Origin of the sequence: Thermoanaerobacterium aotearoense (genome assembly GCF_009905255.1) — a bacterium.
Taxonomy (GTDB): domain Bacteria; phylum Bacillota; class Thermoanaerobacteria; order Thermoanaerobacterales; family Thermoanaerobacteraceae; genus Thermoanaerobacterium; species Thermoanaerobacterium aotearoense.
The window spans coordinates 2,244,924-2,266,383 of the sequence record NZ_CP047602.1; the positions used below are offsets into that span (position 1 = coordinate 2,244,924).

Annotated in this window: 34 protein-coding genes and 1 pseudogene; all 35 read right to left on the reverse strand. The window is 38.8% G+C overall.

The genetic code is table 11. From position 1 onward, the window contains the following. Positions 1-8: 8 nt before the first annotated feature. On the reverse strand, positions 9-401 hold the full coding sequence (gene rpsK, locus GSH73_RS11185; protein ID WP_013787171.1) for a 30S ribosomal protein S11: 393 nt from the start codon (positions 399-401) through the stop codon (positions 9-11). Positions 402-415: 14 nt separating this feature from the next. After that, positions 416-784, reverse strand: a complete 369-nt coding sequence (gene rpsM / locus GSH73_RS11190) for a 30S ribosomal protein S13 (RefSeq protein ID WP_014757940.1) — start codon at positions 782-784, stop codon at positions 416-418. 11 nt (positions 785-795) lie between these two features. Next, a complete protein-coding gene (gene rpmJ, locus GSH73_RS11195) occupies positions 796-909 on the reverse strand; it encodes a 50S ribosomal protein L36 (protein WP_013787170.1) in 114 nt (37 codons plus the stop codon). 15 nt (positions 910-924) lie between these two features. Beyond that, positions 925-1,143, reverse strand: a complete 219-nt coding sequence (gene infA, locus GSH73_RS11200; protein WP_013297001.1) for a translation initiation factor IF-1 — start codon at positions 1,141-1,143, stop codon at positions 925-927. 16 nt (positions 1,144-1,159) lie between these two features. Continuing rightward, on the reverse strand, positions 1,160-1,432 hold the full coding sequence (locus GSH73_RS11205; RefSeq protein ID WP_014757939.1) for a KOW domain-containing RNA-binding protein: 273 nt from the start codon (positions 1,430-1,432) through the stop codon (positions 1,160-1,162). Positions 1,433-1,444: 12 nt separating this feature from the next. After that, entirely contained in the window at positions 1,445-2,191 is a 747-nt protein-coding gene (gene map / locus GSH73_RS11210) for a type I methionyl aminopeptidase (RefSeq protein WP_014757938.1), read from the reverse strand. Next, complete coding sequence (locus GSH73_RS11215; protein ID WP_014757937.1) at positions 2,191-2,841, reverse strand: adenylate kinase; 651 nt, start codon at positions 2,839-2,841, stop codon at positions 2,191-2,193. Before GSH73_RS11215 ends, map begins: the two co-directional genes overlap by 1 nt. Positions 2,842-2,856: 15 nt before the next feature. After that, the gene (gene secY / locus GSH73_RS11220; RefSeq protein ID WP_014757936.1) at positions 2,857-4,113 is read right to left on the reverse strand and encodes a preprotein translocase subunit SecY; all 1,257 of its coding nucleotides are present in this window, start codon (positions 4,111-4,113) and stop codon (positions 2,857-2,859) included. Continuing rightward, positions 4,114-4,554, reverse strand: coding sequence for a 50S ribosomal protein L15 (gene rplO / locus GSH73_RS11225; protein WP_014757935.1), 441 nt, complete (start codon positions 4,552-4,554; stop codon positions 4,114-4,116). Positions 4,555-4,566: 12 nt separating this feature from the next. Further along, positions 4,567-4,752: a 50S ribosomal protein L30 gene (gene rpmD / locus GSH73_RS11230; RefSeq protein ID WP_013787164.1), complete on the reverse strand. Its 186-nt coding sequence runs from the start codon at positions 4,750-4,752 to the stop codon at positions 4,567-4,569. Between the two features lie 10 nt (positions 4,753-4,762). Continuing rightward, positions 4,763-5,266 carry a 30S ribosomal protein S5 gene (gene rpsE, locus GSH73_RS11235; RefSeq protein ID WP_014757934.1) on the reverse strand — a complete coding sequence of 168 codons (504 nt, stop codon included), beginning with the start codon at positions 5,264-5,266 and terminating at the stop codon, positions 4,763-4,765. Between the two features lie 14 nt (positions 5,267-5,280). After that, positions 5,281-5,646: a 50S ribosomal protein L18 gene (rplR, locus tag GSH73_RS11240; RefSeq protein ID WP_014757933.1), complete on the reverse strand. Its 366-nt coding sequence runs from the start codon at positions 5,644-5,646 to the stop codon at positions 5,281-5,283. 11 nt (positions 5,647-5,657) lie between these two features. Next, entirely contained in the window at positions 5,658-6,197 is a 540-nt protein-coding gene (gene rplF, locus GSH73_RS11245; RefSeq protein WP_014757932.1) for a 50S ribosomal protein L6, read from the reverse strand. Between the two features lie 22 nt (positions 6,198-6,219). Then, complete coding sequence (rpsH, locus tag GSH73_RS11250; protein WP_038068973.1) at positions 6,220-6,618, reverse strand: 30S ribosomal protein S8; 399 nt, start codon at positions 6,616-6,618, stop codon at positions 6,220-6,222. A gap of 10 nt (positions 6,619-6,628) precedes the next feature. After that, positions 6,629-6,814, reverse strand: coding sequence for a type Z 30S ribosomal protein S14 (locus GSH73_RS11255; RefSeq protein ID WP_013296990.1), 186 nt, complete (start codon positions 6,812-6,814; stop codon positions 6,629-6,631). A gap of 13 nt (positions 6,815-6,827) precedes the next feature. Beyond that, positions 6,828-7,367, reverse strand: coding sequence for a 50S ribosomal protein L5 (rplE, locus tag GSH73_RS11260; protein ID WP_014757930.1), 540 nt, complete (start codon positions 7,365-7,367; stop codon positions 6,828-6,830). Between the two features lie 17 nt (positions 7,368-7,384). Then, a complete protein-coding gene (gene rplX / locus GSH73_RS11265) occupies positions 7,385-7,708 on the reverse strand; it encodes a 50S ribosomal protein L24 (protein ID WP_013787158.1) in 324 nt (107 codons plus the stop codon). A gap of 13 nt (positions 7,709-7,721) precedes the next feature. Further along, the gene (gene rplN, locus GSH73_RS11270; protein WP_014757929.1) at positions 7,722-8,090 is read right to left on the reverse strand and encodes a 50S ribosomal protein L14; all 369 of its coding nucleotides are present in this window, start codon (positions 8,088-8,090) and stop codon (positions 7,722-7,724) included. Between the two features lie 19 nt (positions 8,091-8,109). After that, positions 8,110-8,364 (reverse strand): 30S ribosomal protein S17, encoded by a 255-nt coding sequence (rpsQ, locus tag GSH73_RS11275; protein ID WP_013787157.1) that lies wholly within the window; start codon positions 8,362-8,364, stop codon positions 8,110-8,112. A gap of 15 nt (positions 8,365-8,379) precedes the next feature. Then, on the reverse strand, positions 8,380-8,583 hold the full coding sequence (gene rpmC / locus GSH73_RS11280; protein ID WP_013296985.1) for a 50S ribosomal protein L29: 204 nt from the start codon (positions 8,581-8,583) through the stop codon (positions 8,380-8,382). Next, a complete protein-coding gene (gene rplP / locus GSH73_RS11285; RefSeq protein ID WP_014757928.1) occupies positions 8,573-9,007 on the reverse strand; it encodes a 50S ribosomal protein L16 in 435 nt (144 codons plus the stop codon). The genes rpmC and rplP overlap by 11 nt, the downstream gene beginning before the upstream one ends. A 2-nt stretch (positions 9,008-9,009) precedes the next feature. After that, complete coding sequence (rpsC, locus tag GSH73_RS11290) at positions 9,010-9,675, reverse strand: 30S ribosomal protein S3 (RefSeq protein WP_013787155.1); 666 nt, start codon at positions 9,673-9,675, stop codon at positions 9,010-9,012. A 12-nt stretch (positions 9,676-9,687) separates the two neighbouring features. Beyond that, entirely contained in the window at positions 9,688-10,020 is a 333-nt protein-coding gene (gene rplV / locus GSH73_RS11295; RefSeq protein WP_014757927.1) for a 50S ribosomal protein L22, read from the reverse strand. A gap of 17 nt (positions 10,021-10,037) precedes the next feature. Next, on the reverse strand, positions 10,038-10,319 hold the full coding sequence (gene rpsS, locus GSH73_RS11300) for a 30S ribosomal protein S19 (RefSeq protein ID WP_013787153.1): 282 nt from the start codon (positions 10,317-10,319) through the stop codon (positions 10,038-10,040). A 21-nt stretch (positions 10,320-10,340) separates the two neighbouring features. Further along, the gene (rplB, locus tag GSH73_RS11305; RefSeq protein ID WP_014757926.1) at positions 10,341-11,171 is read right to left on the reverse strand and encodes a 50S ribosomal protein L2; all 831 of its coding nucleotides are present in this window, start codon (positions 11,169-11,171) and stop codon (positions 10,341-10,343) included. A gap of 25 nt (positions 11,172-11,196) precedes the next feature. Continuing rightward, positions 11,197-11,490, reverse strand: a complete 294-nt coding sequence (gene rplW, locus GSH73_RS11310; protein WP_013787151.1) for a 50S ribosomal protein L23 — start codon at positions 11,488-11,490, stop codon at positions 11,197-11,199. Next, positions 11,490-12,110, reverse strand: coding sequence for a 50S ribosomal protein L4 (gene rplD, locus GSH73_RS11315; RefSeq protein WP_014757925.1), 621 nt, complete (start codon positions 12,108-12,110; stop codon positions 11,490-11,492). The genes rplW and rplD overlap by 1 nt, the downstream gene beginning before the upstream one ends. Before the next feature lie 17 nt (positions 12,111-12,127). Then, entirely contained in the window at positions 12,128-12,757 is a 630-nt protein-coding gene (rplC, locus tag GSH73_RS11320) for a 50S ribosomal protein L3 (protein WP_014757924.1), read from the reverse strand. A gap of 51 nt (positions 12,758-12,808) precedes the next feature. Then, positions 12,809-13,117, reverse strand: coding sequence for a 30S ribosomal protein S10 (gene rpsJ / locus GSH73_RS11325; protein WP_014757923.1), 309 nt, complete (start codon positions 13,115-13,117; stop codon positions 12,809-12,811). Positions 13,118-13,294: 177 nt separating this feature from the next. Next, positions 13,295-14,496, reverse strand: a pseudogene (gene tuf / locus GSH73_RS11330) (elongation factor Tu). Between the two features lie 24 nt (positions 14,497-14,520). Then, on the reverse strand, positions 14,521-16,590 hold the full coding sequence (gene fusA / locus GSH73_RS11335; RefSeq protein ID WP_014757921.1) for an elongation factor G: 2,070 nt from the start codon (positions 16,588-16,590) through the stop codon (positions 14,521-14,523). 48 nt (positions 16,591-16,638) lie between these two features. Further along, on the reverse strand, positions 16,639-17,109 hold the full coding sequence (rpsG, locus tag GSH73_RS11340; RefSeq protein ID WP_014757920.1) for a 30S ribosomal protein S7: 471 nt from the start codon (positions 17,107-17,109) through the stop codon (positions 16,639-16,641). Positions 17,110-17,124: 15 nt separating this feature from the next. Beyond that, entirely contained in the window at positions 17,125-17,496 is a 372-nt protein-coding gene (rpsL, locus tag GSH73_RS11345) for a 30S ribosomal protein S12 (protein WP_013787145.1), read from the reverse strand. Between the two features lie 64 nt (positions 17,497-17,560). After that, on the reverse strand, positions 17,561-17,806 hold the full coding sequence (locus GSH73_RS11350; RefSeq protein ID WP_013787144.1) for a ribosomal L7Ae/L30e/S12e/Gadd45 family protein: 246 nt from the start codon (positions 17,804-17,806) through the stop codon (positions 17,561-17,563). Between the two features lie 86 nt (positions 17,807-17,892). Next, positions 17,893-21,447 carry a DNA-directed RNA polymerase subunit beta' gene (gene rpoC / locus GSH73_RS11355; RefSeq protein WP_014757919.1) on the reverse strand — a complete coding sequence of 1,185 codons (3,555 nt, stop codon included), beginning with the start codon at positions 21,445-21,447 and terminating at the stop codon, positions 17,893-17,895. Positions 21,448-21,460: the final 13 nt, after the last annotated feature.

Genomic DNA, 21,460 nt, shown 5'->3' on the forward strand with positions numbered 1-21,460 from the left:
ACACCTCCTTACACTCTTCTTCTCTTAGGCGGTCTGCACCCATTATGTGGAATAGGTGTGACATCCTTTATAAGGCTTACTTCTAAGCCAGCAGCCTGTAAAGCTCTTATTGCTGCTTCTCTCCCTGCACCTGGCCCTTTGACAAATACATCTACAGTTTTAAGTCCATGTTCCATTGCAGCTTTTGCTGCTGTTTCTGCTGCCATTTGTGCAGCATACGGCGTAGATTTCCTTGAACCTTTAAAACCTAGTGTTCCTGCACTTGACCAAGCCAAAGCATTGCCCGCCATATCTGTCAATGTGACTATTGTATTATTAAATGTTGAATGAATATGTGCTGCACCACGTTCAACATTTTTGCGTTCACGACGTTTTGCTGTTCTTTTAACTTTTTTTGCCATAATTTCCCTCCTTATTATTTCTTCTTCTTCGCGACAGTCTTTTTAGGACCTTTTCTCGTGCGAGCATTTGTCCTTGTCCTTTGACCACGCACTGGCAAACCCTTTCTATGCCTTATCCCTCTATAACATCCTATATCAATAAGTCTCTTTATGTTTAAAGAAACTTCTCTTCTTAAGTCACCTTCAACTTTATACTCTTTGTCAATTATATCTCTTAATCTTGATATTTCATCCTCTGTAAGATCTTTTACTCTCGTATCTGGATTAACGCCAGCTTTGGCCAATATCTCATTTGAACGAGAACGTCCTATGCCGTAAATATAAGTCAATCCTATCTCAACACGTTTTTCTCTCGGTAAATCAATGCCAGCAATTCTCGCCATCTTTACACCTCCTAACCTTGTTTTTGCTTGTGCTTAGGATTCTCACAAATTATCATTACTTTGCCTTTTCTCTTTATAACTTTACATTTTTCGCAAATCGGCTTTACCGATGGTCTTACCTTCATTATTATACCTCCTTATCACTTACCGCGCCATACAATTCTTCCTCTTGTCAAATCATATGGGGATAATTCAAGCGTAACTCTGTCCCCAGGTAGAATCCTGATAAAATTCATTCTAAGCTTACCAGAGATATGCGCTAAAATTCTATGACCATTATCAAGTTCCACCTGAAACATTGCATTGGGTAAAGCTTCTATTACTTTACCTTCAACTTCGATAACATCATCCTTTGCCAAGAATATCATACCCTCCTTATTCTTCACACTTAAACTGTTTTAAAGCTTCAATTATCTCAGCATTTGTGACAGTCTTTCCACTCAATATTTTTTCTTTTATCTTTTCGTCCACTTCATTGTACTTCTGAAGATGAATCAATTTTTTCTTTTTAGGCTTTTCAATTTTTCTCAACTCGCCATCAGAAATCAGCACGTGTTTTTCGTCGGCAACTCCAACAATTATAAAAACTCTATCCTTATCTCTCCCAGCTTTTGATTTGACTATTCGGCCTATTGAGGTATCATCCATTAAATTCACCTCTTACACTAATGTCAAGATTTCGGGCTCGCCTTTTGTTATGAGTATCGTATTTTCATAGTGTGCAGAAGCACTTCCATCAGCTGTTACGACTGTCCAATTATTTTCTTTTATCTTTACATTATATTTCCCTTCGTTGACCATAGGCTCGATTGCCAGGGTCATGCCATACCTAAGCTTTGGTCCCCTTCCGGCCGGACCATAGTTGGGTATTTGAGGATCTTCATGCATTTTCTTGCCTATCCCATGCCCTACATATTCCCTAACAACCGAAAACCCATTCTTTTCAACGTATGATTGTATTGCATTTGATATGTCAGATAATCTGTGCTGTTCAGTTGCCATTTTTATGCCTTCAAAAAAACTTTGCTTCGTGACGTCTATCAACTTTTGAAGATTATCACTAATTTTTCCGACAGCAAAAGTTCTCGCTGCATCACCATTAAATCCACGGTAAATTGCACCAGTATCTATACTTATAATATCGCCTTCCTTAAGCTTTCTTAAACCTGGTATTCCGTGAACAACTTCGTCATTAATTGATGCGCATATTGTAGCAGGGAATCCATAAAGTCCTTTAAAAGCCGGCTGACAATCGTTGCTTCGTATATAGTCTTCCGCAATTTCATCCAGTTCCTTTGTCGTTATCCCCGGCTTAATATATTTTTCCAATAAATTCAGAACTTCTCCTGTGATCCTGCCAGCATACCGCATCAAAGCAATTTCACTGTCTGATTTGATGTATATCATTAAAATTCGTCTCCTATTAATGCCTGTATCTCCTCATAAACTTCATTAACAGGTTTATTTCCATTGATATTCCGTATCAAGTTTAGATTGCCGTAATATTCAACAAGTGGTTTTGTTTCATCTTCATACACTTCTAATCGCTTTAAAACAGAATCGATGTTATCGTCGGTCCTTTGTATCAGTTTTTCACCGCAGTTATCACAAATTCCCTCAACTTTAGGCGGTTTTGTGAAAATGTGATATGTGGCACCACAAGATGGACAAACTCTCCTGCCACTAAGTCTTTTCACTAATTCATCTCTATCGACTACTATATTCAACACATGATCAATCTTTAGATTTCTTTCGCTTAAGTATTTATTAAGAGCTTCTGCTTGAGAGACATTCCTTGGATATCCATCAAGTAGAAAACCTCCTTTGCAATCGTCTTTTGATAATCTATCTTCGACTATCCTGTTTGTCACATCGTCTGGCACCAACAATCCTTTATCAATATACTGCTTTGCTAATTTGCCAAGTTCTGTGTTGTTCTTAATGTTGTACCTAAAGATATCGCCAGTTGAAATATGAGGTATTTTATAATCCCTAGTTATGCTTTCCGCCTGTGTCCCTTTTCCAGCTCCAGGTGGTCCTAACAATATGATTCTCATATATTCTCCCCCTGACTATCTTAAGAATCCCTGGTAGTTACGCATTATGAGCTGTCCTTCTATCTGCTTCATTGTTTCTAATGCTACACCAACAGCGATCAGCAATGCCGTACCGCCAAAGTACAATTGTAATCCAGTCGCGTTCATCATTATAACAGGAAGCACCGCAACTAATGCTAAGAATATCGATCCCACAAACGTCACTCTGTTCATTACTCTTGTGATAAAATCCGTTGTCGGTTTTCCAGGTCTAATTCCCGGAATAAAACCGCCATATTTTTTCATGTTGTCAGAAATCTCAATAGGATTAAATATTATCGCAGTGTAGAAGTAGGTAAAGAAAATTATAAGGAGAACATTCAAAATATTATATATCCAGCCATTCGTTCCAAGCCATTTTTCTGTAAAAGCGTAAAATGCTGATTTTGGGAAAAACGTAGCTATCTGCTGGGGAAATTGCAGAAGTGATAGTGCAAATATTAGAGGAATTACGCCCGCCATGTTTATTCTTATCGGTATGTGGGTTGATTGTCCTCCATATACTTTACGACCTACTACCCTTTTAGCATATTGGACAGGTATTCTCCTTTGCCCTTCAGACATCAAAATGATTGAGACAACCATCACAAGTATCACGATCAGAAAAGCTATTGCACCAAATATATTCGCAGTTCCCGCACCAACATACTGCACTGTAGTGTATACCATATTTGGTATTCTGGCCAGAATACCAGCGAAGATTATAAGCGAACTGCCATTGCCAACACCATTTTCTGTTATTCTCTCACCAAGCCACATCAGGAACGATGTTCCTGCTGTCAATGTCAATACGATAATCGTCAAGTTTAAGAAATTAGGTTGAATTACAGCACTTCTAAGTCCTATAGTCATGCCTATAGCCTGAATCAAAGCCAGCACAACTGTCATATAACGGGTGTATTGAGCAATCTTCTTTCTGCCCTCTTCGCCTTCCTTCGCCATTTGCTCTAATGAAGGTATCGCTATAGTCAATAGCTGCATAATGATTGACGCATTGATGTAAGGAACAATGCTCATGGCGAATATTGTGAAATCACGGAATGCACCACCTGAAATTATATCAAAAAACCCGAAAAGCGTTCCTTGTCCAAGTATGTTTTTGATTTGATTTGGATCGATACCAGGAACTGGTATATGTGATCCAAGTCTAAAAACCAAAAGCATTAAAACTGTGTATATTATCTTTTTTCTGATGTCTGCAACTTTCCATGCATTGACAAGGCTGTTTAGCATTTATATCACCTCTGCCTTTCCCCCTATTGATTCTATCTTATCTATAGCAGATTTGCTGAACTTGTGTGCTTTTACAGTTAATTTTTTGCCGAGATCACCTGAGCCCAAAATCTTGACGCCATCTTTAATTTTTTTGATAATTCCTTTCTCAATTAAGAGCTCTGGAGTTACAACAGTTCCATCTTCAAAATTATCAAGCACGCTTAAATTGACGATAGCGTACTCTTTTTTAAATATGTTAGTGAACCCTCTCTTTGGTAACCGCCTTGTCAAAGGCATCTGTCCACCTTCAAAGCCCGGTCTAATATTTCCACCACTTCTTGCCTTTTGGCCTTTGTGTCCACGTCCCGATGTTTTCCCTAAACCTGAGCCTATACCTCTACCAACTCTTTTTCTTTCCTTTCTTGAACCTTCTGCAGGTTTTAAATCGTGAAGTCTCAATGTCTACACCTCCTATTCATTCACTTCTTCAACTTTAACCAGATGTCTAACCTTGTTTATCATTCCTCTTACTTGCGGTATATCATCTAAAACCGAGCTACTGCCTATTTTCCCTAATTTTAAAGCTCTAACTGTATCTATTTGCGACTTCTGGCGACCTATTGTGCTTCTAACTAATGTCACTTTTAATTTTGCCATTTCAATCCTCCTATCCAAGCAATTGCTCAACAGGGATTCCACGCAATTTAGCAACTTCTTCAGCAGTTTTTAATGATTTCAAACCTTCAATTGTAGCATATACCATGTTTGTAGAGTTGGCTGAACCCAAAGATTTTGTCAGAATATCTTTAATACCTGCTGATTCAAGAACTGCACGTACAGGTCCACCGGCAATAACTCCTGTACCTTCTTTTGCTGGCTTTAATAATACCTTTCCTGCTCCAAAAACTCCAACTGCATCATGTGGGATTGTTGTACCGACTACAGGAACTTTAATCAGATGTTTTTTCGCGTCCTCTACAGCTTTTCTGATTGCTTCAGGAATTTCTGCAGATTTCCCAGTTCCTACTCCAACATAACCTTTATCAGGATCTCCAACAACTACCGTTGCGCTAAATCTAAAATTTCTTCCACCTTTAACAACTTTAGCAACACGATTTAAGCTTACAACTCTCTCTTTTAAGTCAAGATTCGATATATCAATACGAGCCATGATTTCCCTCCTTATTAAAAATTCAAACCGCCTTCTCTTGCAGCGTCTGCTAATTCTCTAACAACACCATGATACATATATCCGCCGCGATCGAAAACAACATCTTTTATTCCTTTTTCAAGCGCCCTCTTAGCAATCAGCTTTCCAACTAACTTTGCTGACTCTTTGTTAGCACCCTTTGCAACACTCTTAAGCTCGGGGTCTAATGTGGATGCATGTGCCAGTGTAACTCCATTTACATCATCAATTAATTGTGCATATATGTGGCTTAAACTTTTGTACACGCTAAGTCTAGGTCTTTCACTCGTTCCTGATATTTTTTTTCTGACTCTAAGATGACGTCTTTTACGTGTCATATTCCTATCGATTTTCGATATCATTTTATCACCCCTTACTTCTTACCTGTTTTGCCTTCTTTAAGCCTTACATATTCACCAACATATCTTATACCTTTTCCTTTGTATGCATCTGGTTGTCTTACTTTTCTTATGTTTGCTGCGACTTCACCAACTCTTTGTTTATCAATGCCTTTTACCGTTATCTTATTTGTTCCATCAACAACGAACTCTATGCCTGGCTCTTCTTCAATTTCTACAGGATGTGAATATCCAACAGTTAAGACTATCTTTTTCCCTTGCTTTGCCACACGATAACCTACTCCGACGATCTCAAGGCTTTTCTCATAACCTGTGCTAACGCCTTTTACCATGTTCTGAATCAATGCTCTTGTCGTACCATGCATAGCCCTTGCTTCTTTATCATCGCTGCTTCTCGTTACTATTACTTTATTATCTTCGACAGCTATATCAACCAAATTTGGAAAATCTCTTTCAAGAGTACCTTTTGGTCCCTTCACTACAACGTGATTTTTGTTTACTGTAACTGTTACATCTTTCGGTATTTCAACTGGTTGTTTTCCTATTCTAGACACACTTTACACCTCCTATTTAGAATTACCAGATATAGCAGAGAACTTCTCCTCCGACACCTTCTCTTTTAGCTTCTTTATCTGTCATTATACCTTTTGATGTTGATATTATAGCCATACCAAGACCACCTAAGACTCTTGGAATTTCATTGCTTTTTGCATAGACTCTTAAACCAGGTTTGCTTATTCTTTTAAGCCCTGATATTACTCTTTCTTTATTTGGCCCATATTTAAGGGTAATCTTTAATATACCTTGTTTACCATCATCTATTTCCTCGACTGCCTTAATGAAACCTTCGCGAAGCATTATCATCGCTATCGCTCTTTTTGTGTTTGATGCTGGTATTTCAACTGTTTCATGTCTAACTATGTTTGCATTCCTTATACGTGTAAGCATATCCGCGATTGGATCTGTCATTTCAATACCTCCCCTCTTACCAGCTTGCCTTTTTTACGCCTGGAATAATGCCTTGATGAGCATATTCTCTAAAGCAAACACGGCATATTCCATATTTTCTTATATATGCATGTGGACGTCCACAAATTTTACACCTGTTGTAAGCTCTTGTACTAAATTTAGGGGTCTTTTTTTGCTTCAATATCAATGCCTTTCTGGCCATTTATATACCTCCTTTACTTAGCAAACGGCATTCCCATAAGCTCCAAGAGTGTTCTCGCTTCTTCATCATTCTTTGCTGTTGTCACAAAAATTATGTCCATTCCTCTAACCTTATCAATTTTGTCATAATCTATTTCAGGGAATATAAGCTGCTCTTTTATTCCAAATGAGTAATTTCCTCTACCGTCAAAAGATTTTGTAGGAAGTCCTCTGAAATCTCTAACCCTTGGCAGTGCTACATTAAACAGCTTGTCTGCAAATTCATACATTCTTTCGCCTCTTAATGTGACTTTAACACCTATTGGCATGCCTGCACGAATTTTAAAATTAGCTATTGACTTTTTCGCTCTCGTAACCACAGGTTTCTGACCTGTTATTACAGCCAAATCATTCGAAGCTGCTTCAATCGCTTTAGGATTTTCCCTCGCTTCACCAAGTCCTATATTTAAAACTATTTTTTCTAATTTTGGCACTTGCATTATATTTTTGTAAGAATACTTCTCCATTAGAGCAGGTACTACTTCATTTATATATTTATCTTTAAGCCTTGCCATGATAAACCTCCTTTCACTTACAATGTCTCTCCACACTTTTTGCAGTATCTTATCTTCTCACCATCAGCAAGAATTTTAACACCATATCTGACTCCTTTGCCGCAATTGTTGCAATATAACATAACTTTAGATGCAAAGATAGGTGCTTCTTGATGTATTATCCCACCTTGATCCTGTGGACTTCTCGCTCTTTTATGCTTTGTTACTACATTTACACCTTCAACTAAAACTTTGCCTTCTTTTGGCAATGCTTTAAGAACTTTGCCTTTTTTTCCTTTATCTTTCCCAGATATTACTGTAACTATATCACCTGTTTTGACGTGAAGTTTTTTTCTCTCCAATTGTTACACCTCCTTATAGAACTTCCGGTGCAAGTGAAATTATCTTCATAAAGTCTTTTTCCCTTAATTCTCTGGCAACTGGTCCAAATATACGAGTTCCTCTTGGCTGCAAATCGTCTTTTATTATAACAGCAGCGTTGTCATCAAATCTTATATACGTACCATCTTTTCTGGCAATGCCTTTCTTCGTTCTAACTATGACAGCTTTTACTACATCGCCTTTTTTTACAACACCTCCGGGTGTTGCACTTTTGACAGAAGCAACTATTATATCACCTATATTAGAGAATTTTCTCGTTGAACCACCCATCAAATGTATACACATAATCTCTTTAGCACCAGTATTATCTGCAACTTTTAATATTGTTTGAGGTTGTACCATCTCAAATACCTCCTTTCAGTCATTCTGCCTTTTTAATTATCTCAACAAGCCTCCATCTTTTTTCTTTGCTTAAAGGCCTAGTTTCCATTATCTTAACTATATCACCAATATTGCATTGATTGTTTTCATCATGTGCTTTAAACTTCTTCGTACGTCTTACTATCTTGTTGTACAGTGGATGTCTTATTCTATCTTCTACAGCAACAACTATCGTCTTCTGCATCTTGTTGCTGACAACTTTTCCTATCCTAACTTTTCTCATGCCTCTTTCCAATTTAAATCCTCCTTTCTATGCATTCAACTTGCCAAGTTCTCTTTCTCTCAAAATCGTCTTTATTCTTGCTATAGACTTTCTGACATCTCTAACTCTCATAGGATTGTCTAATTGTCCAGTGGCAAGTTGAAACCTAAGGTTAAAAAGTTCTCCCTTTAAATCGGAAAGCTTCTGCAATAATTCTTCGTCTGTCAATTCTCTAATCTCTTTAGCCTTCATTCTCTTCACCACCCAATTCTTCACGTTTTACGAACTTCGTTTTTATAGGCAGTTTGTGCTTAGCTAATCTTAAAGCTTCCCTTGCAACATCCTCATTTACACCAGCTATCTCAAAAAGCACTCTTCCTGGCTTTACTACAGCTACCCAGTATTCAGGCGATCCTTTGCCAGAACCCATACGTGTTTCTGCAGGTTTTTCTGTCACAGGTTTATCTGGGAAAATCTTTATCCAAACTTTTCCGCCTCTCTTTATATACCTTGTCATCGCAACCCTGGCAGCCTCTATTTGAACTGCTGTTATCCAGCCACCTTCAAGCGCTTGTAAACCGTAATCTCCATAGCTTACCGTATTTCCTCTTGTAGCGTTGCCTTTTATCCTGCCTCTTTGCTGTTTCCTGTATTTTACTCTCTTAGGCATCAACATGGTTATTTGCCTCCTTCCGCTGTTACCTGTTTCTTCGGCTGTGGCAATATCTCTCCTTTGTTAATCCAAACTTTAACGCCGATCTTGCCATATGTTGTATTTGCTTCCGCAAATCCATAATCAATATTAGCTCTTAATGTCTGCAGTGGTACAACACCTTCATGGTATCTTTCAGTACGAGCAATTTCAGCTCCTGCCAGTCTTCCTGAACAAGCTATTTTTATACCTTTAGCGCCTTGTTTCATCGCTCTTGCTATAGATTGCTTCATTGCACGCCTGAATGAAATTCTTCTCTCCAACTGTGAAGCAATATTCTCAGCCACTAACTGTGCATCCAACTCTGGATTCTTTACCTCAACGATGTTTATGACGACTTTTTTATTCGTCATCTTCTCGATTTCTTGTCTTAATTCTTCAATACCTGCTCCGCCTTTTCCTATTACCATGCCAGGCTTTGCAGTATAAACATCAATCTTTATCCTATTAGCTGCTCTTTCTATTTCGATTTTCGGCACACCCGATGCATAAATTTTGTTCTTTATATAGTCTCTTATCTTTATATCTTCAATCAAAAGATCGCTAAAATCTTTATCCTTTGCAAACCATTTTGCATACCAATCTTGTGAAACACCTACTCTTAAGCCACGAGGATTAATCTTTTGACCCATTTTATCCCTCCTTTATTTTTCATCAACTACTACTGTTATATGGCTCGTTCTTCTTCTCATCAAATTTGATCTACCCATCGCTCTCGGCATCATTCTCTTCATTATAGGACCTTGATCAGCAACAGCTTTAGCAACATAAAGGTTGTCTCTATCAAGTCCTAAGTTATTTTCAGCGTTTGCAATAGCTGATTTTAAGACTTTTTCCACTATGCCTGCCGCCTTATTTGGAGTAAACTTTAATATCGCTAATGCCTCATTGACATCTTTACCGCGTATTAAATTCACAACAAGGCCTGCTTTTTGAGGTGAAATTCTTACATATTTTGCGACTGCTTTCGCTTCCACGCTATTACCTCCTTTGCCTATTGAACTTTTGAAGACTTTTCAGTATCTGCATGGCCGTGAAACGTACGTGTTGGAGCAAATTCTCCTAATTTATGACCAACCATATCCTCTGTTATATAGATAGGTACATGCTTCCTACCATCATGTACTGCTATAGTATGACCAACCATCTGTGGGAATATAGTGGAACTCCTTGACCATGTCTTCAAAACCTTTTTTTCATTTTTCTTATTCATTTCTTCTATCTTTTTAAGCAGCTTTTCATCAACATATGGGCCTTTTTTTAAGGATCTACTCAAAATTACAGCCTCCCTTCCCAACTAAGCTTTGCGACTTTTTACTATCATTTTATTAGTAGATTTGTTTTTCTTACGCGTCTTATATCCAAGAGCAGGTTTGCCCCATGGAGTCATTGGTCCTGGATGTCCTATAGGTGCCTTACCTTCACCACCACCATGTGGGTGATCAACAGGATTCATTACTGAACCTCTGACTGTAGGCCTTATACCTAACCATCTTGACCTACCAGCTTTACCTATCGTCACATTTTCATGATCTAAATTAGATACTTGTCCGATCGTAGCTCTACAATTGGATCTAATGCGCCTTACTTCTGAAGACGGCATTCTTACCTGCACATAATCTCCTTCTTTTGCTATCAATTGAGCCATAGCACCAGCTGCTCTAACCAACTGTCCACCTTTGCCTGCTACTAACTCAATATTGTGAATAAATGTACCAACTGGAATATGGCTTAGTGGAAGCGCATTACCTACTTTAATATCAACATTTTCACCGGATTCTACTATATCACCAACTTTTAATCCGTATGGTGCTATAATATATCTTTTTTCACCATCAAGATAGTGGATAAGAGCAATAAATGCTGATCTATTTGGATCGTACTCTATAGAAGCTACTTTACCTGGTACACCATCTTTATCTCTTTTAAAATCAATGATCCTGTATTTTCTTTTATGACCGCCGCCACGATGGCGCACAGTTATCCTGCCGTATACATTGCGTCCACCTGTTTTGTTGAGACTGACTGTCAAGGACTTCTCTGGTTTGTCTTTTGTAATTTCTTCAAATGTCAAAACAGTCATTTGTCTCCTACCAGGTGATGTAGGATTGTATTTTTTTATACCCATTGTTTTCCCTCCTTAAATAGATCTACTATGCTTGCAATCCTTCAAAGAATTCGATTCCTTTGCTATTTGGTTTTAGCTTCACGATAGCCTTCTTGTAGCTATTAGTTCTGCCGACATTTCTTCCTACTCTTTTTAATTTACCCATGTAGTTCATTGTATAGACTTTTTCAACATCAACGCCAAACAGCTCCTCGACAGCCTGCTTTATCTGAATCTTATTAGCGTTTTTATCGACGATGAAGGTGTATTTTCTCTCGTTCATCAGATTCATGCTTTTTTCCGTAATAACCGGTTTTAAGATTATATCTCTTGCATCCATCAAGCATACACCTCCTCAACTTTATTAACAGCATCCTTCGTAATTATGAATCTGTCATATTTTAATACATCGTATGTGTTTAAGCTATTTGCAAAAACAGCCTTTACATTTGGTATGTTTCGAGATGACAAAACGACATTTTCCTTACCTTCAGGAATAACAATAAGCGCATTCTTCACGTCAAACTTTTTAAGCATCTCGGCAATTTTTTTAGTCTTTGGCTCATCTATATTGATATCATCAATGACTATTATCTCGTTGTCCCTAACTTTTGACGATAACGCTGATTTTAACGCAAGTCTCTTAACCTTCTTTGGAATGTTGTAACTGTAGTCTCTAGGTTTTGGTCCAAAAACAACGCCACCTTTTACCCATTGTGGTGCTCTTATACTTCCCTGGCGAGCTCTACCAGTACCTTTTTGTCTCCACGGCTTAATGCCGCCACCTCTAACTTCGCCACGTCTTTTTGTTGAATGAGTGCCCTGCCTTTGGTTTGCCAAATAATTTAAAACCGCTTCATGCATGACAGGCACATTTACTTCAACGCCAAATACATTATCACTCAACTCAATTTCACCAATCTGTTCTGCATTTATATTGTAAACCGCTACCTTCGGCATCTATTTTCCTCCTTTCGTTATTTGCTCTTAACAGTGTCTCTTATCATAAGGAGCGAACCTTTAACTCCTGGCACTGAACCTTTAATAAGCAGCAAATTCTTTTCAGGATCAACTTTCACTACCTCTAAGTTTTGAATAGTAACTCTTTCATTCCCCATATGACCTGGAAGTTTTTTGCCTTTAAATGTCCTTGAAGGATCTGAACTAGCTCCCATTGAACCTGGCCTTCTATGGTATTTAGAACCGTGAGCCATAGGTCCTCTATTGGCATTGTACCTTTTTACGACACCTGCAAATCCCTTACCTTTTGATGTTCCAATAACATCGACTCTGTCACCAACAGAAAAGATGTCAGCTTTTATTTCGCTGCCAACTTCATACGTTGATATATCATCCAATCTAAATTCTCTTAAATACTTTTTAAATGGCACATTTGCTTTCGCAAAGTGGCCCTTTAAAGGCTTTATCAATCTTTTTTCTTTTACATCACCGAAGCCAACCTGTATAGCATCGTATCCATCATTCTCTTTAGTCTTCTTTTGAACGACTACACATGGACCTGCTTCTACAACTGTAACTGGTATCATTTCGTTTCCCACAAATATCTGTGTCATTCCATGTTTTTTACCTAGTATTGCCTTTTTCATCTTCTACCCTCCTGAAATCATCGGACGCTTTCGCGTCATAATTTCCTAATTTTATAATTTTATTTCTATATCGACACCCGCTGGTAAATCCAACCTCATTAATGCATCTACAGTTTTAGGTGTTGGGCTTAATATATCAATAAGCCTCTTGTGTGTCCTTGTCTCAAACTGTTCTCTCGAATCTTTGTATTTGTGTGGCGCTCTCAGTATTGTAATTACATCTCTCTCCGTCGGAAGTGGTATAGGTCCTAACACTTCTGCACCTGTTCTCTTTGCCGTTTCAACAATCTTTTCAGCAGATTGATCTAACACCATATGATCAAAAGCTTTTAACCTTATGCGAATTTTCTGTTTGGGCATGATTATTCCCTCCTTCTATATAAGCAATCATTAATTCCATATACACTCATCCACGCGTTTTCAACTCTGTAAAAATCCGTCCAACTTTATTAGTTTACCTTAAAGACCGCATTATTTCAAGTCTTGACAAAACAATAGTTATGTGCTAATAGCTTATGCTATTAGCACATTTTTTTCTTAAGCAAGAATCTTGGAAACAACACCGGCTCCTACTGTGTGTCCGCCTTCTCTTATAGCAAATTTTAGTCCTTCTTCCATCGCTATCGGTGTTATTAATTCTATTGTCATTGTTACGTGGTCTCCGGGCATTACCATCTCTACGCCCTCTGGTAATTCTATTACTCCTGTTACGTCTGTTGTCCTGAAGTAGAACTGTGGTCTATATCCATTGAAGAATGGTGTGTGTCTTCCGCCTTCTTCTTTTGTTAACACGTATACTTGTCCTTCAAATTTCGTGTGCGGTTTTACTGACCCTGGTTTCGCTAATACTTGTCCTCTCTCTACTTCGTCTCTTGTTACTCCTCTTAACAATACTCCTATGTTGTCTCCTGCTTCTGCTTCATCCAACGTCTTCCTGAACATCTCTACGCCTGTTACTACTGTCTTCTTGTTTTCGTCTGATAATCCTATTATCTCTACTTCGTCCCTACTTTTAATTTGCCCCTCTCTACTCTTCCTGTCGCAACTGTTCCTCTTCCTGTTATCGTGAATACATCTTCTACTGGCATCAGGAATGGTTTGTCTACATCTCTTTCTGGTGTCGGTATATAGCTGTCAACTGCATCCATTAAGTCCCATATCTTGCCACACCATTGACAGTCTCTTTGTCCACATCCGCATTCCATTGCTTTTAATGCTGAACCTACTACTATCGGTGTGTCATCTCCTGGAAATTCATATTCATTTAACAGCTCTCTTACTTCCATCTCTACTAATTCGATTAATTCTTGGTCGTCTACCATGTCTGCTTTGTTTAAAAATACTACGATGTATGGTACGCCTACCTGTCTTGCCAACAGGATATGCTCTCTTGTCTGTGGCATTGGACCGTCTGCTGCTGATACTACCAGTATCGCTCCGTCCATCTGCGCTGCTCCTGTTATCATGTTCTTTACGTAGTCTGCGTGTCCTGGACAGTCAACATGGGCATAGTGCCTTTTCTCTGTCTCATATTCTACGTGCATTGTGTTTATTGTGATTCCTCTTGCTTTTTCTTCTGGTGCTTTGTCTATTTCATCGTATGCTGTTGCTTGTGCCATTCCTTGTTTTGATAATACTATCGTTATTGCTGATGTTAATGTCGTTTTGCCATGGTCTACGTGTCCTATTGTCCCTATGTTTGCATGGGGTTTCTTTCTTTCGAATTTTTGCTTTGCCATTTCTTTTCCTCCTTACATTAATTTTTATTTTTTCTCCAATATTTGCTCAGCAATGTTTTTAGGTACTTCTTCATAATGGCTAAATTGCATCGTATAAGTACCTCTTCCTTGAGTCTTTGAACGAAGGTCTGTAGCATATCCAAACATTTCAGCCAGTGGAACCATGCCTCTTATGACTTTTGCACCAGCTCTATCCATCATACCTTCGATTCTTCCACGTCTTGAGTTTATGTCACCCATTACATCGCCCATATATTCCTCAGGAACAACGACTTCCACTTCCATTATAGGCTCTAAAAGAACAGCTCCGCCTTTTTTCATACCTTCTTTAAAAGCCATTGAACCTGCTATCTTAAATGCCATATCAGATGAGTCGACTTCATGGTATGAACCGTCAACTAATGAAACTTTAACGTCAACAACTTCGTATCCTCCAAGGATGCCATTTTCCATGGCTTCCTGCACACCTGCATCTACTGAAGGAATGTATTCCTTCGGTATGACGCCACCGACTATCTTATTCTCAAATTGATATCCTTGACCTCTCTCTAAAGGTTCCATTTCAAGCCATACATGACCATACTGACCACGTCCACCTGACTGTCTTATGAACTTTCCTTCTACACGCACAGGTTTTGTTATGGTCTCTTTATAAGCGACTTGTGGTTTGCCAACGTTGCACTCTACGTTAAATTCCCTTTTCATCCTATCAACAATGATCTCCAAGTGCAACTCGCCCATACCAGCTATAATAGTCTGGCCTGTTTCTTGATCTGTATATGTCTTAAAAGTAGGATCTTCTTCAGCCAGTTTTTGAAGAGCAACTGCCATTTTATCCTGAGCGGCTTTAGTCTTCGGCTCTATGGCAACTCTTATAACTGGTTCAGGGAACTCCATTGATTCTAATAGAATAGGCTGATTTTCGTCGCACAATGTATCACCCGTCGTTGTGTCTTTAAGTCCAACCGCAGCAGCTATATCACCCGTATAAACTTTGTCAATTTCTTTTCTGTGATTTGCGTGCATCTGAAGAATTCTTCCTATTCTCTCTTTCTTTCCCTTTGTGGAATTTAGAACATATGAACCTGCTTCCAAAGTTCCAGAATATACCCTGAAAAATGCAAGCTTTCCGACATAAGGATCAGCCATTATCTTGAAAGCAAGTGCTGAGAATGGTTCATTGTCATCTGCCTTTCTCTCTATTTCCTCATCGCTATTAAGCTTCATGCCTTTTACAGAAGGAATATCTATAGGAGATGGCAAATATCTTACAACAGCATCTAACATAGGCTGAACGCCTTTGTTCTTGTAGGAAGAACCACAAGTTACACATACCAGTTCATTATTGATAGTTCCTTTTCTCAAAGCAGCATGTATTTCTTCTTCTGTAATCTCTTCGCCTTCTAAATATTTCTCCATTAAAACTTCATCTTGCTCTGAAACAGCTTCTAATAGTTTTTCTCTGTACTCTTCTGCTAAATCCTTTAAATCTGCAGGAATCTCGACTTCGTCTGACACCGTTCCTAAATCATCTTCATATATGATAGCACGCATCTTAATTAAATCTATGATCCCAACAAACGTATCCTCTTTCCCAATAGGAAGTTGTATCGCTACAGGATTCGCGTTTAGTCTTTCTTTCATCATTTTAATTACATTAAAAAAGTCCGCACCCATTATGTCCATCTTGTTTACGTAAGCCAACCTTGGAACCCTGTATTTATCCGCCTGTCTCCAAACTGTCTCTGATTGTGGCTCAACGCCGCCCTTTGCGCAAAAGACTGCAACTGCACCATCTAACACTCTTAAAGAGCGCTCTACCTCAACTGTAAAGTCCACGTGTCCCGGCGTATCTATTATATTTATCTTATGATCTTTCCAATAGCATGTTGTAGCAGCAGAAGTTATCGTAATACCTCTTTCCTGCTCTTGCTCCATCCAGTCCATTGTAGCATTTCCTTCATGGACTTCACCTATTTTATGGACTTTTCCTGTATAAAACAGTATTCTTTCGGTAGTAGTAGTTTTGCCAGCATCTATATGCGCCATTATTCCAATATTCCTAACTTTATCTAAGCTGTAATCTCTAGGCATTTATATCCTCCTTTCCTGCCCATATAATACACACTACCATAACTATTATTACCATCTGTAATGTGCAAATGCTTTATTTGCTTCAGCCATCTTATGCGTGTCTTCTCTTTTCTTGACGCTAGCACCTGTATTATTTGCTGCATCCATAATTTCGGCTGCCAACTTTTCAACCATTGTCCTTCCGCTTCTTTTTCTTGCAAAGTCAATGATCCATCTAATTCCAAGAGTTTGTCTTCTCTCAGGCCTTACCTCAACAGGTACTTGGTAAGTCGCACCACCTACACGTCTCGGCTTTACTTCAAGAACAGGCATGACATTGTTTAATGCCTCTTCAAATACTTCTAATGGATCTCTACCAGTTTTTTCTCGTATCAAATCAAATGCACCATAGCATATCTTCTGTGCTATGCCTCTCTTGCCACTGTACATTATCTTATTTATTAGCTTTGTCACTTTTTTGCTATTATATACTGGATCTGGTAGCACATCACGTTTTGCTACATAGCCTTTCCTAGGCATTCACTATCCCTCCTATCATTTAGGTTTTTTAGCACCATACTGTGAGCGAGCTTGTTTTCTGTTTGCAACTCCAGCTGCATCTAGCGTTCCTCTTATAATTTTGTATCTAACACCAGGCAAATCTTTTACCCTTCCACCTCTTATAAGTACAACAGAGTGCTCTTGCAAATTATGACCAATGCCCGGTATATATGCTGTAACTTCTGTGTTATTGACAAGCCTTACCCTTGCTATTTTTCTTAAAGCAGAGTTCGGCTTCTTTGGTGTTGTAGTTTTAACAACTGTACAAACACCCCTCTTTTGAGGATTGCCTTTTAATGCCGGGGATGCGGATTTATATTTAACTTTCTTTCTTCCTTCTCTTACTAATTGATTAATCGTCGGCATCCTTACACCTCCTTCCAATTTTTAGAAGATTTATCCCCTAAATAGGGGATAAATCTAATTGCTCTTACTTTAATTCAGCAGCAGTAGCCGCTCCAACATCAATGCCGCACATATCACCTAATTCACTCATTGTGTCTATATAAACTATTTCGATAGACTTTGAATTACAAGCATCAATGATTTTTTTAGTTACATGTTCTTCAGCATCCCGAGCAATATATACTTTAGCAGCTTTATCATTTGTAACGGCTTTAAATGTCTGCTTCGCTCCTATAACCATTTTAGAAGAACTGCTTTTACTTGAACTCATCAAGTTTTCTTCCTCCCTACATGGAAGTAGTTTTCAACACACTTAAATATTTTATCATTAAGGTCAAACTCTGTCAACAATAGATATTATTTTGCATTTGCCTCCACATTATCACTTTCAGCAGCATTTCCTTCACTTTCTGATTGACCTGCAGTCTTAACGACAATATTTCTATACCTTGACAAACCTGTTCCTGCCGGAATCAGTTTACCTATTATGACATTTTCCTTAAGGCCTATCAAAGGATCGACCTTTCCTTTTATAGCCGCATCAGTCAAAACTCTGGTTGTCTCTTGGAATGATGCAGCAGATAAGAATGAATCTGTAGCAAGGGCAGCTTTTGTGATTCCTAAAAGGGCTCTCGTTCCTGAAGCTGGCCTTAAACCTTTCTCCACAGCTTTTCTATTTTCTTCTTCAAAGGCAAACATATCTACCAGTTCTCCAGGCATCATTGATGTGTCTCCGGAATCTTCAATCTTAATCTTTCTCATCATTTGACGTATTATTACCTCTATGTGCTTGTCGTTTATTTCAACACCTTGCAGCCTGTATACCTTTTGAACTTCCTGCAGTAAATAAGTTTGTACTGCAAATAGCCCTTTTATCTTTAATATGTCGTGCGGATTTACAGATCCTTCTGTAAGCTCGTCACCTGCTTCGATATACTGGCCATCCTGAACTTTAAGCCTTGAGCCGTAAGGTATAAGATATGTCTTTGAAATATTATTTTCGTTGTCAGTTATTACAACTTCTCTCTTCTTTTTAGTTTCATTTATCTTTACAACGCCTGGTATCTCAGATATAACAGCTAATCCCTTTGGTTTTCTCGCTTCAAACAGCTCCTCAACCCTCGGCAGACCTTGTGTTATATCAGCACCAGCAACACCGCCAGTATGGAAAGTTCTCATTGTAAGCTGTGTACCAGGTTCTCCTATGGCCTGCGCTGCGATTATTCCCACAGCCTCACCAATTTCAACTTGTGAACCAGTAGCCAAGTTCCTTCCATAGCACATCCGGCAGACGCCATGCTTTGATTTGCATGTCAAGAGAGATCTTATTTTGACCTTCTTGATACCTAATTCTTCAATCTTCTCTGCATCTTCTTCAGAAATCATCGTATTTTTCTTTACTATTATTTCGCCTGTAGTAGGATCTTTTATGTCCTCCAGTGATACTCTTCCACTTAATCTATCTGCAAGCTTTTCTATTACTTCGTTGCCTTCTTTAATCTCGGTTACGTAAATTCCTTCATCTGTGCCGCAATCATCTTCTCTGATTATAACATCCTGGCTTACATCTACAAGCCTACGGGTTAAATAGCCTGAGTCGGCAGTTCTTAAAGCTGTATCAGCCAAACCCTTTCTGGCGCCGTGAGTAGAAATGAAGAATTCCAAGACATTAAGTCCTTCTCTGAAATTAGATCTTATAGGAAGCTCAATTATCCTACCTGCAGGGTTAGCCATCAATCCTCTCATACCAGCTAACTGCTTTATCTGGTTTTTACTGCCTCTTGCACCTGAATGAGCCATCATAAATATAGGATTGAATCTATCAAGATTAGCCATGAGGGCATCGCTTACTTTTTCTGTCGTCATGTTCCACGTTCTAATGACGCTTTCATACCTTTCTTCTTCCGAAATGAGACCACGTCTAAACTGAGCATCTATTTTCTTAACTGCTTCATCAGCTTCATTTAAGAGGGTCTTCTTCTCTTCAGGTATTACCATATCAGAAACGCTGACAGTCAATGCAGCTTTAGTAGAATATTGATAGCCTAAAGCCTTTATTTTGTCTAAGGTTTCAGCGGTCTTTGTAGGCCCATGCACTCTATATACTCTGTCCAATATCTTGCCTAATTTTGACTTATCTACTAATGTAGATACCTCCAGATCAAACATTGTATCAGGATTTGTCCTATCTACAAAGCCTAAATCTTGAGGTATGGCCGAATTAAATATAAGCTTTCCTATAGTTGTCTCGATGACTTTAGTTTTAACCTCACCATTTACCTCTCTCTTCATTCTCACTTTTATCTTGGCATGAATATTTATTTGGCCTAATTGATACGCCATAAGAGCTTCTTCATAGTCTTTAAATAACCTACCTTCACCTAAGACGCCGTCTTCATCGCCTGTCAAATAGTAGCACCCCAAAACCATATCCTGCGTAGGTGTCATGACAGGCTTTCCATCCTGTGGCTTTAATATGTTGTTAGCAGCCAGCATTAAAAATCTCGCTTCTGCTTGCGCCTCTACAGTCAAAGGAACATGGACTGCCATCTGGTCTCCATCAAAGTCAGCGTTGTAAGCCGTACATACTAACGGATGAAGCTTTATAGCCCTGCCTTCTACCAACACAGGTTCAAATGCCTGTATGCCTAAACGGTGCAGTGTAGGTGCTCTGTTTAAAAGAACTGGATGTTCTTTGATTACATCTTCTAATACATCCCAAACTTCTGGGCGCACCTTTTCCACCATTCTTTTAGCACTCTTTATATGCTGCGCTATCCCTTTGTCAACAAGCCTTTTCATCACAAAAGGCTTGAAAAGCTCAAGAGCCATCTCTTTAGGAAGACCGCACTGATAAAGCTTTAATTCAGGACCAACTACTATAACAGAACGGCCAGAATAGTCTACCCTCTTACCTAACAAGTTCTGCCTAAATCTTCCTTGCTTACCTTTTAGCATATCAGACAAAGACTTCAGTGGCCTATTGCCAGGACCTGTAACCGGCCTTCCTCTTCTGCCATTATCAATAAGGGCATCAACAGCTTCCTGCAACATTCTCTTCTCATTTCTGACTATGATGTCAGGAGCACCTAAGTCGAGAAGTCTTTTCAATCTATTGTTTCTATTTATAACCCTTCTATATAGATCGTTCAAATCCGACGTTGCAAACCTTCCACCATCCAATTGAACCATTGGCCTTAAATCAGGCGGAATTACAGGTATCACGTCAAGTATCATCCATTCAGGCTTATTGCCTGAATCCAAAAACGCCTGAACAACTTCTAACCTTCTTATGGCCCTTACACGCTTTTGCCCTGTTGACTCCCTAATTTCAGCCTTTAACTCTTTCGACAACTTCTCAAGATCTATTTCCTGCAGAAGCTCTTTTATTGATTCAGCACCCATGCCTGCCTTAAACTTGTTGCCGTATTTATCTAAATACTCTCTATACTCTTTCTCGCTTAAAAGCTGCTTCTTGGAAAGGTTAGTCTCGCCAGGATCTATTACGACGTAAGACGCAAAATACAAAACTTTTTCAAGGGCTCTTGGGGACATGTCAAGTATTAATCCCATGCGGCTTGGTATACCCTTGAAATACCATATATGGGAAACTGGGGCAGCAAGCTCAATATGCCCCATCCTTTCACGTCTAACTTTCGACCTTGTGACTTCAACACCACATCTATCGCATATAACGCCTTTGTACCTTACTCTTTTATACTTTCCACAGTGACATTCCCAATCCTTTGTAGGTCCAAATATCTTTTCACAAAACAGACCTTCTCTTTCTGGCTTTAAAGTTCTGTAATTTATAGTCTCAGGTTTTTTTACTTCACCTCTTGACCATTCCCTTATCTTTTCAGGTGAAGCAAGTCCTATTTTCATTGAATCAAAATTCTTAAGCTCAAACAAGGAGTTTCGCTCC

Excerpts from the sequence above, each read along its gene's own strand:
- rpsE (WP_014757934.1), bottom strand. The coding sequence starts at position 5,266 with ATGGCTCGTATTGATATATCGAATCTTGACTTAAAAGAGAGAGTTGTA.
- GSH73_RS11350 (WP_013787144.1), bottom strand. The coding sequence starts at position 17,806 with ATGAGTTCAAGTAAAAGCAGTTCTTCTAAAATGGTTATAGGAGCGAAG.
- rplB (WP_014757926.1), bottom strand. The coding sequence starts at position 11,171 with ATGGGTATAAAAAAATACAATCCTACATCACCTGGTAGGAGACAAATG.
- rpsK (WP_013787171.1), bottom strand. The coding sequence starts at position 401 with ATGGCAAAAAAAGTTAAAAGAACAGCAAAACGTCGTGAACGCAAAAAT.
- rplP (WP_014757928.1), bottom strand. The coding sequence starts at position 9,007 with ATGTTGATGCCTAAGAGAGTAAAATACAGGAAACAGCAAAGAGGCAGG.
- rplD (WP_014757925.1), bottom strand. The coding sequence starts at position 12,110 with ATGCCGAAGGTAGCGGTTTACAATATAAATGCAGAACAGATTGGTGAA.
- rpsG (WP_014757920.1), bottom strand. The coding sequence starts at position 17,109 with ATGCCTAGGAAAGGCTATGTAGCAAAACGTGATGTGCTACCAGATCCA.
- rplW (WP_013787151.1), bottom strand. The coding sequence starts at position 11,490 with ATGGATGCAAGAGATATAATCTTAAAACCGGTTATTACGGAAAAAAGC.
- rpmJ (WP_013787170.1), bottom strand. The coding sequence starts at position 909 with ATGAAGGTAAGACCATCGGTAAAGCCGATTTGCGAAAAATGTAAAGTT.
- rpsM (WP_014757940.1), bottom strand. The coding sequence starts at position 784 with ATGGCGAGAATTGCTGGCATTGATTTACCGAGAGAAAAACGTGTTGAG.
- GSH73_RS11205 (WP_014757939.1), bottom strand. The coding sequence starts at position 1,432 with ATGGATGATACCTCAATAGGCCGAATAGTCAAATCAAAAGCTGGGAGA.
- rplR (WP_014757933.1), bottom strand. The coding sequence starts at position 5,646 with ATGATATCGAAAATCGATAGGAATATGACACGTAAAAGACGTCATCTT.
- rplC (WP_014757924.1), bottom strand. The coding sequence starts at position 12,757 with ATGAAAAAGGCAATACTAGGTAAAAAACATGGAATGACACAGATATTT.
- GSH73_RS11255 (WP_013296990.1), bottom strand. The coding sequence starts at position 6,814 with ATGGCCAGAAAGGCATTGATATTGAAGCAAAAAAAGACCCCTAAATTT.
- map (WP_014757938.1), bottom strand. The coding sequence starts at position 2,191 with ATGATATACATCAAATCAGACAGTGAAATTGCTTTGATGCGGTATGCT.
- rpsC (WP_013787155.1), bottom strand. The coding sequence starts at position 9,675 with ATGGGTCAAAAGATTAATCCTCGTGGCTTAAGAGTAGGTGTTTCACAA.
- GSH73_RS11215 (WP_014757937.1), bottom strand. The coding sequence starts at position 2,841 with ATGAGAATCATATTGTTAGGACCACCTGGAGCTGGAAAAGGGACACAG.
- secY (WP_014757936.1), bottom strand. The coding sequence starts at position 4,113 with ATGCTAAACAGCCTTGTCAATGCATGGAAAGTTGCAGACATCAGAAAA.
- rpmC (WP_013296985.1), bottom strand. The coding sequence starts at position 8,583 with ATGAAGGCTAAAGAGATTAGAGAATTGACAGACGAAGAATTATTGCAG.
- rplE (WP_014757930.1), bottom strand. The coding sequence starts at position 7,367 with ATGGCAAGGCTTAAAGATAAATATATAAATGAAGTAGTACCTGCTCTA.
- fusA (WP_014757921.1), bottom strand. The coding sequence starts at position 16,590 with ATGCCTAGAGATTACAGCTTAGATAAAGTTAGGAATATTGGAATAATG.
- rpmD (WP_013787164.1), bottom strand. The coding sequence starts at position 4,752 with ATGGCAAAATTAAAAGTGACATTAGTTAGAAGCACAATAGGTCGCCAG.
- rpsJ (WP_014757923.1), bottom strand. The coding sequence starts at position 13,117 with ATGCCCAAACAGAAAATTCGCATAAGGTTAAAAGCTTTTGATCATATG.
- rpsL (WP_013787145.1), bottom strand. The coding sequence starts at position 17,496 with ATGCCGACGATTAATCAATTAGTAAGAGAAGGAAGAAAGAAAGTTAAA.
- rplN (WP_014757929.1), bottom strand. The coding sequence starts at position 8,090 with ATGGTACAACCTCAAACAATATTAAAAGTTGCAGATAATACTGGTGCT.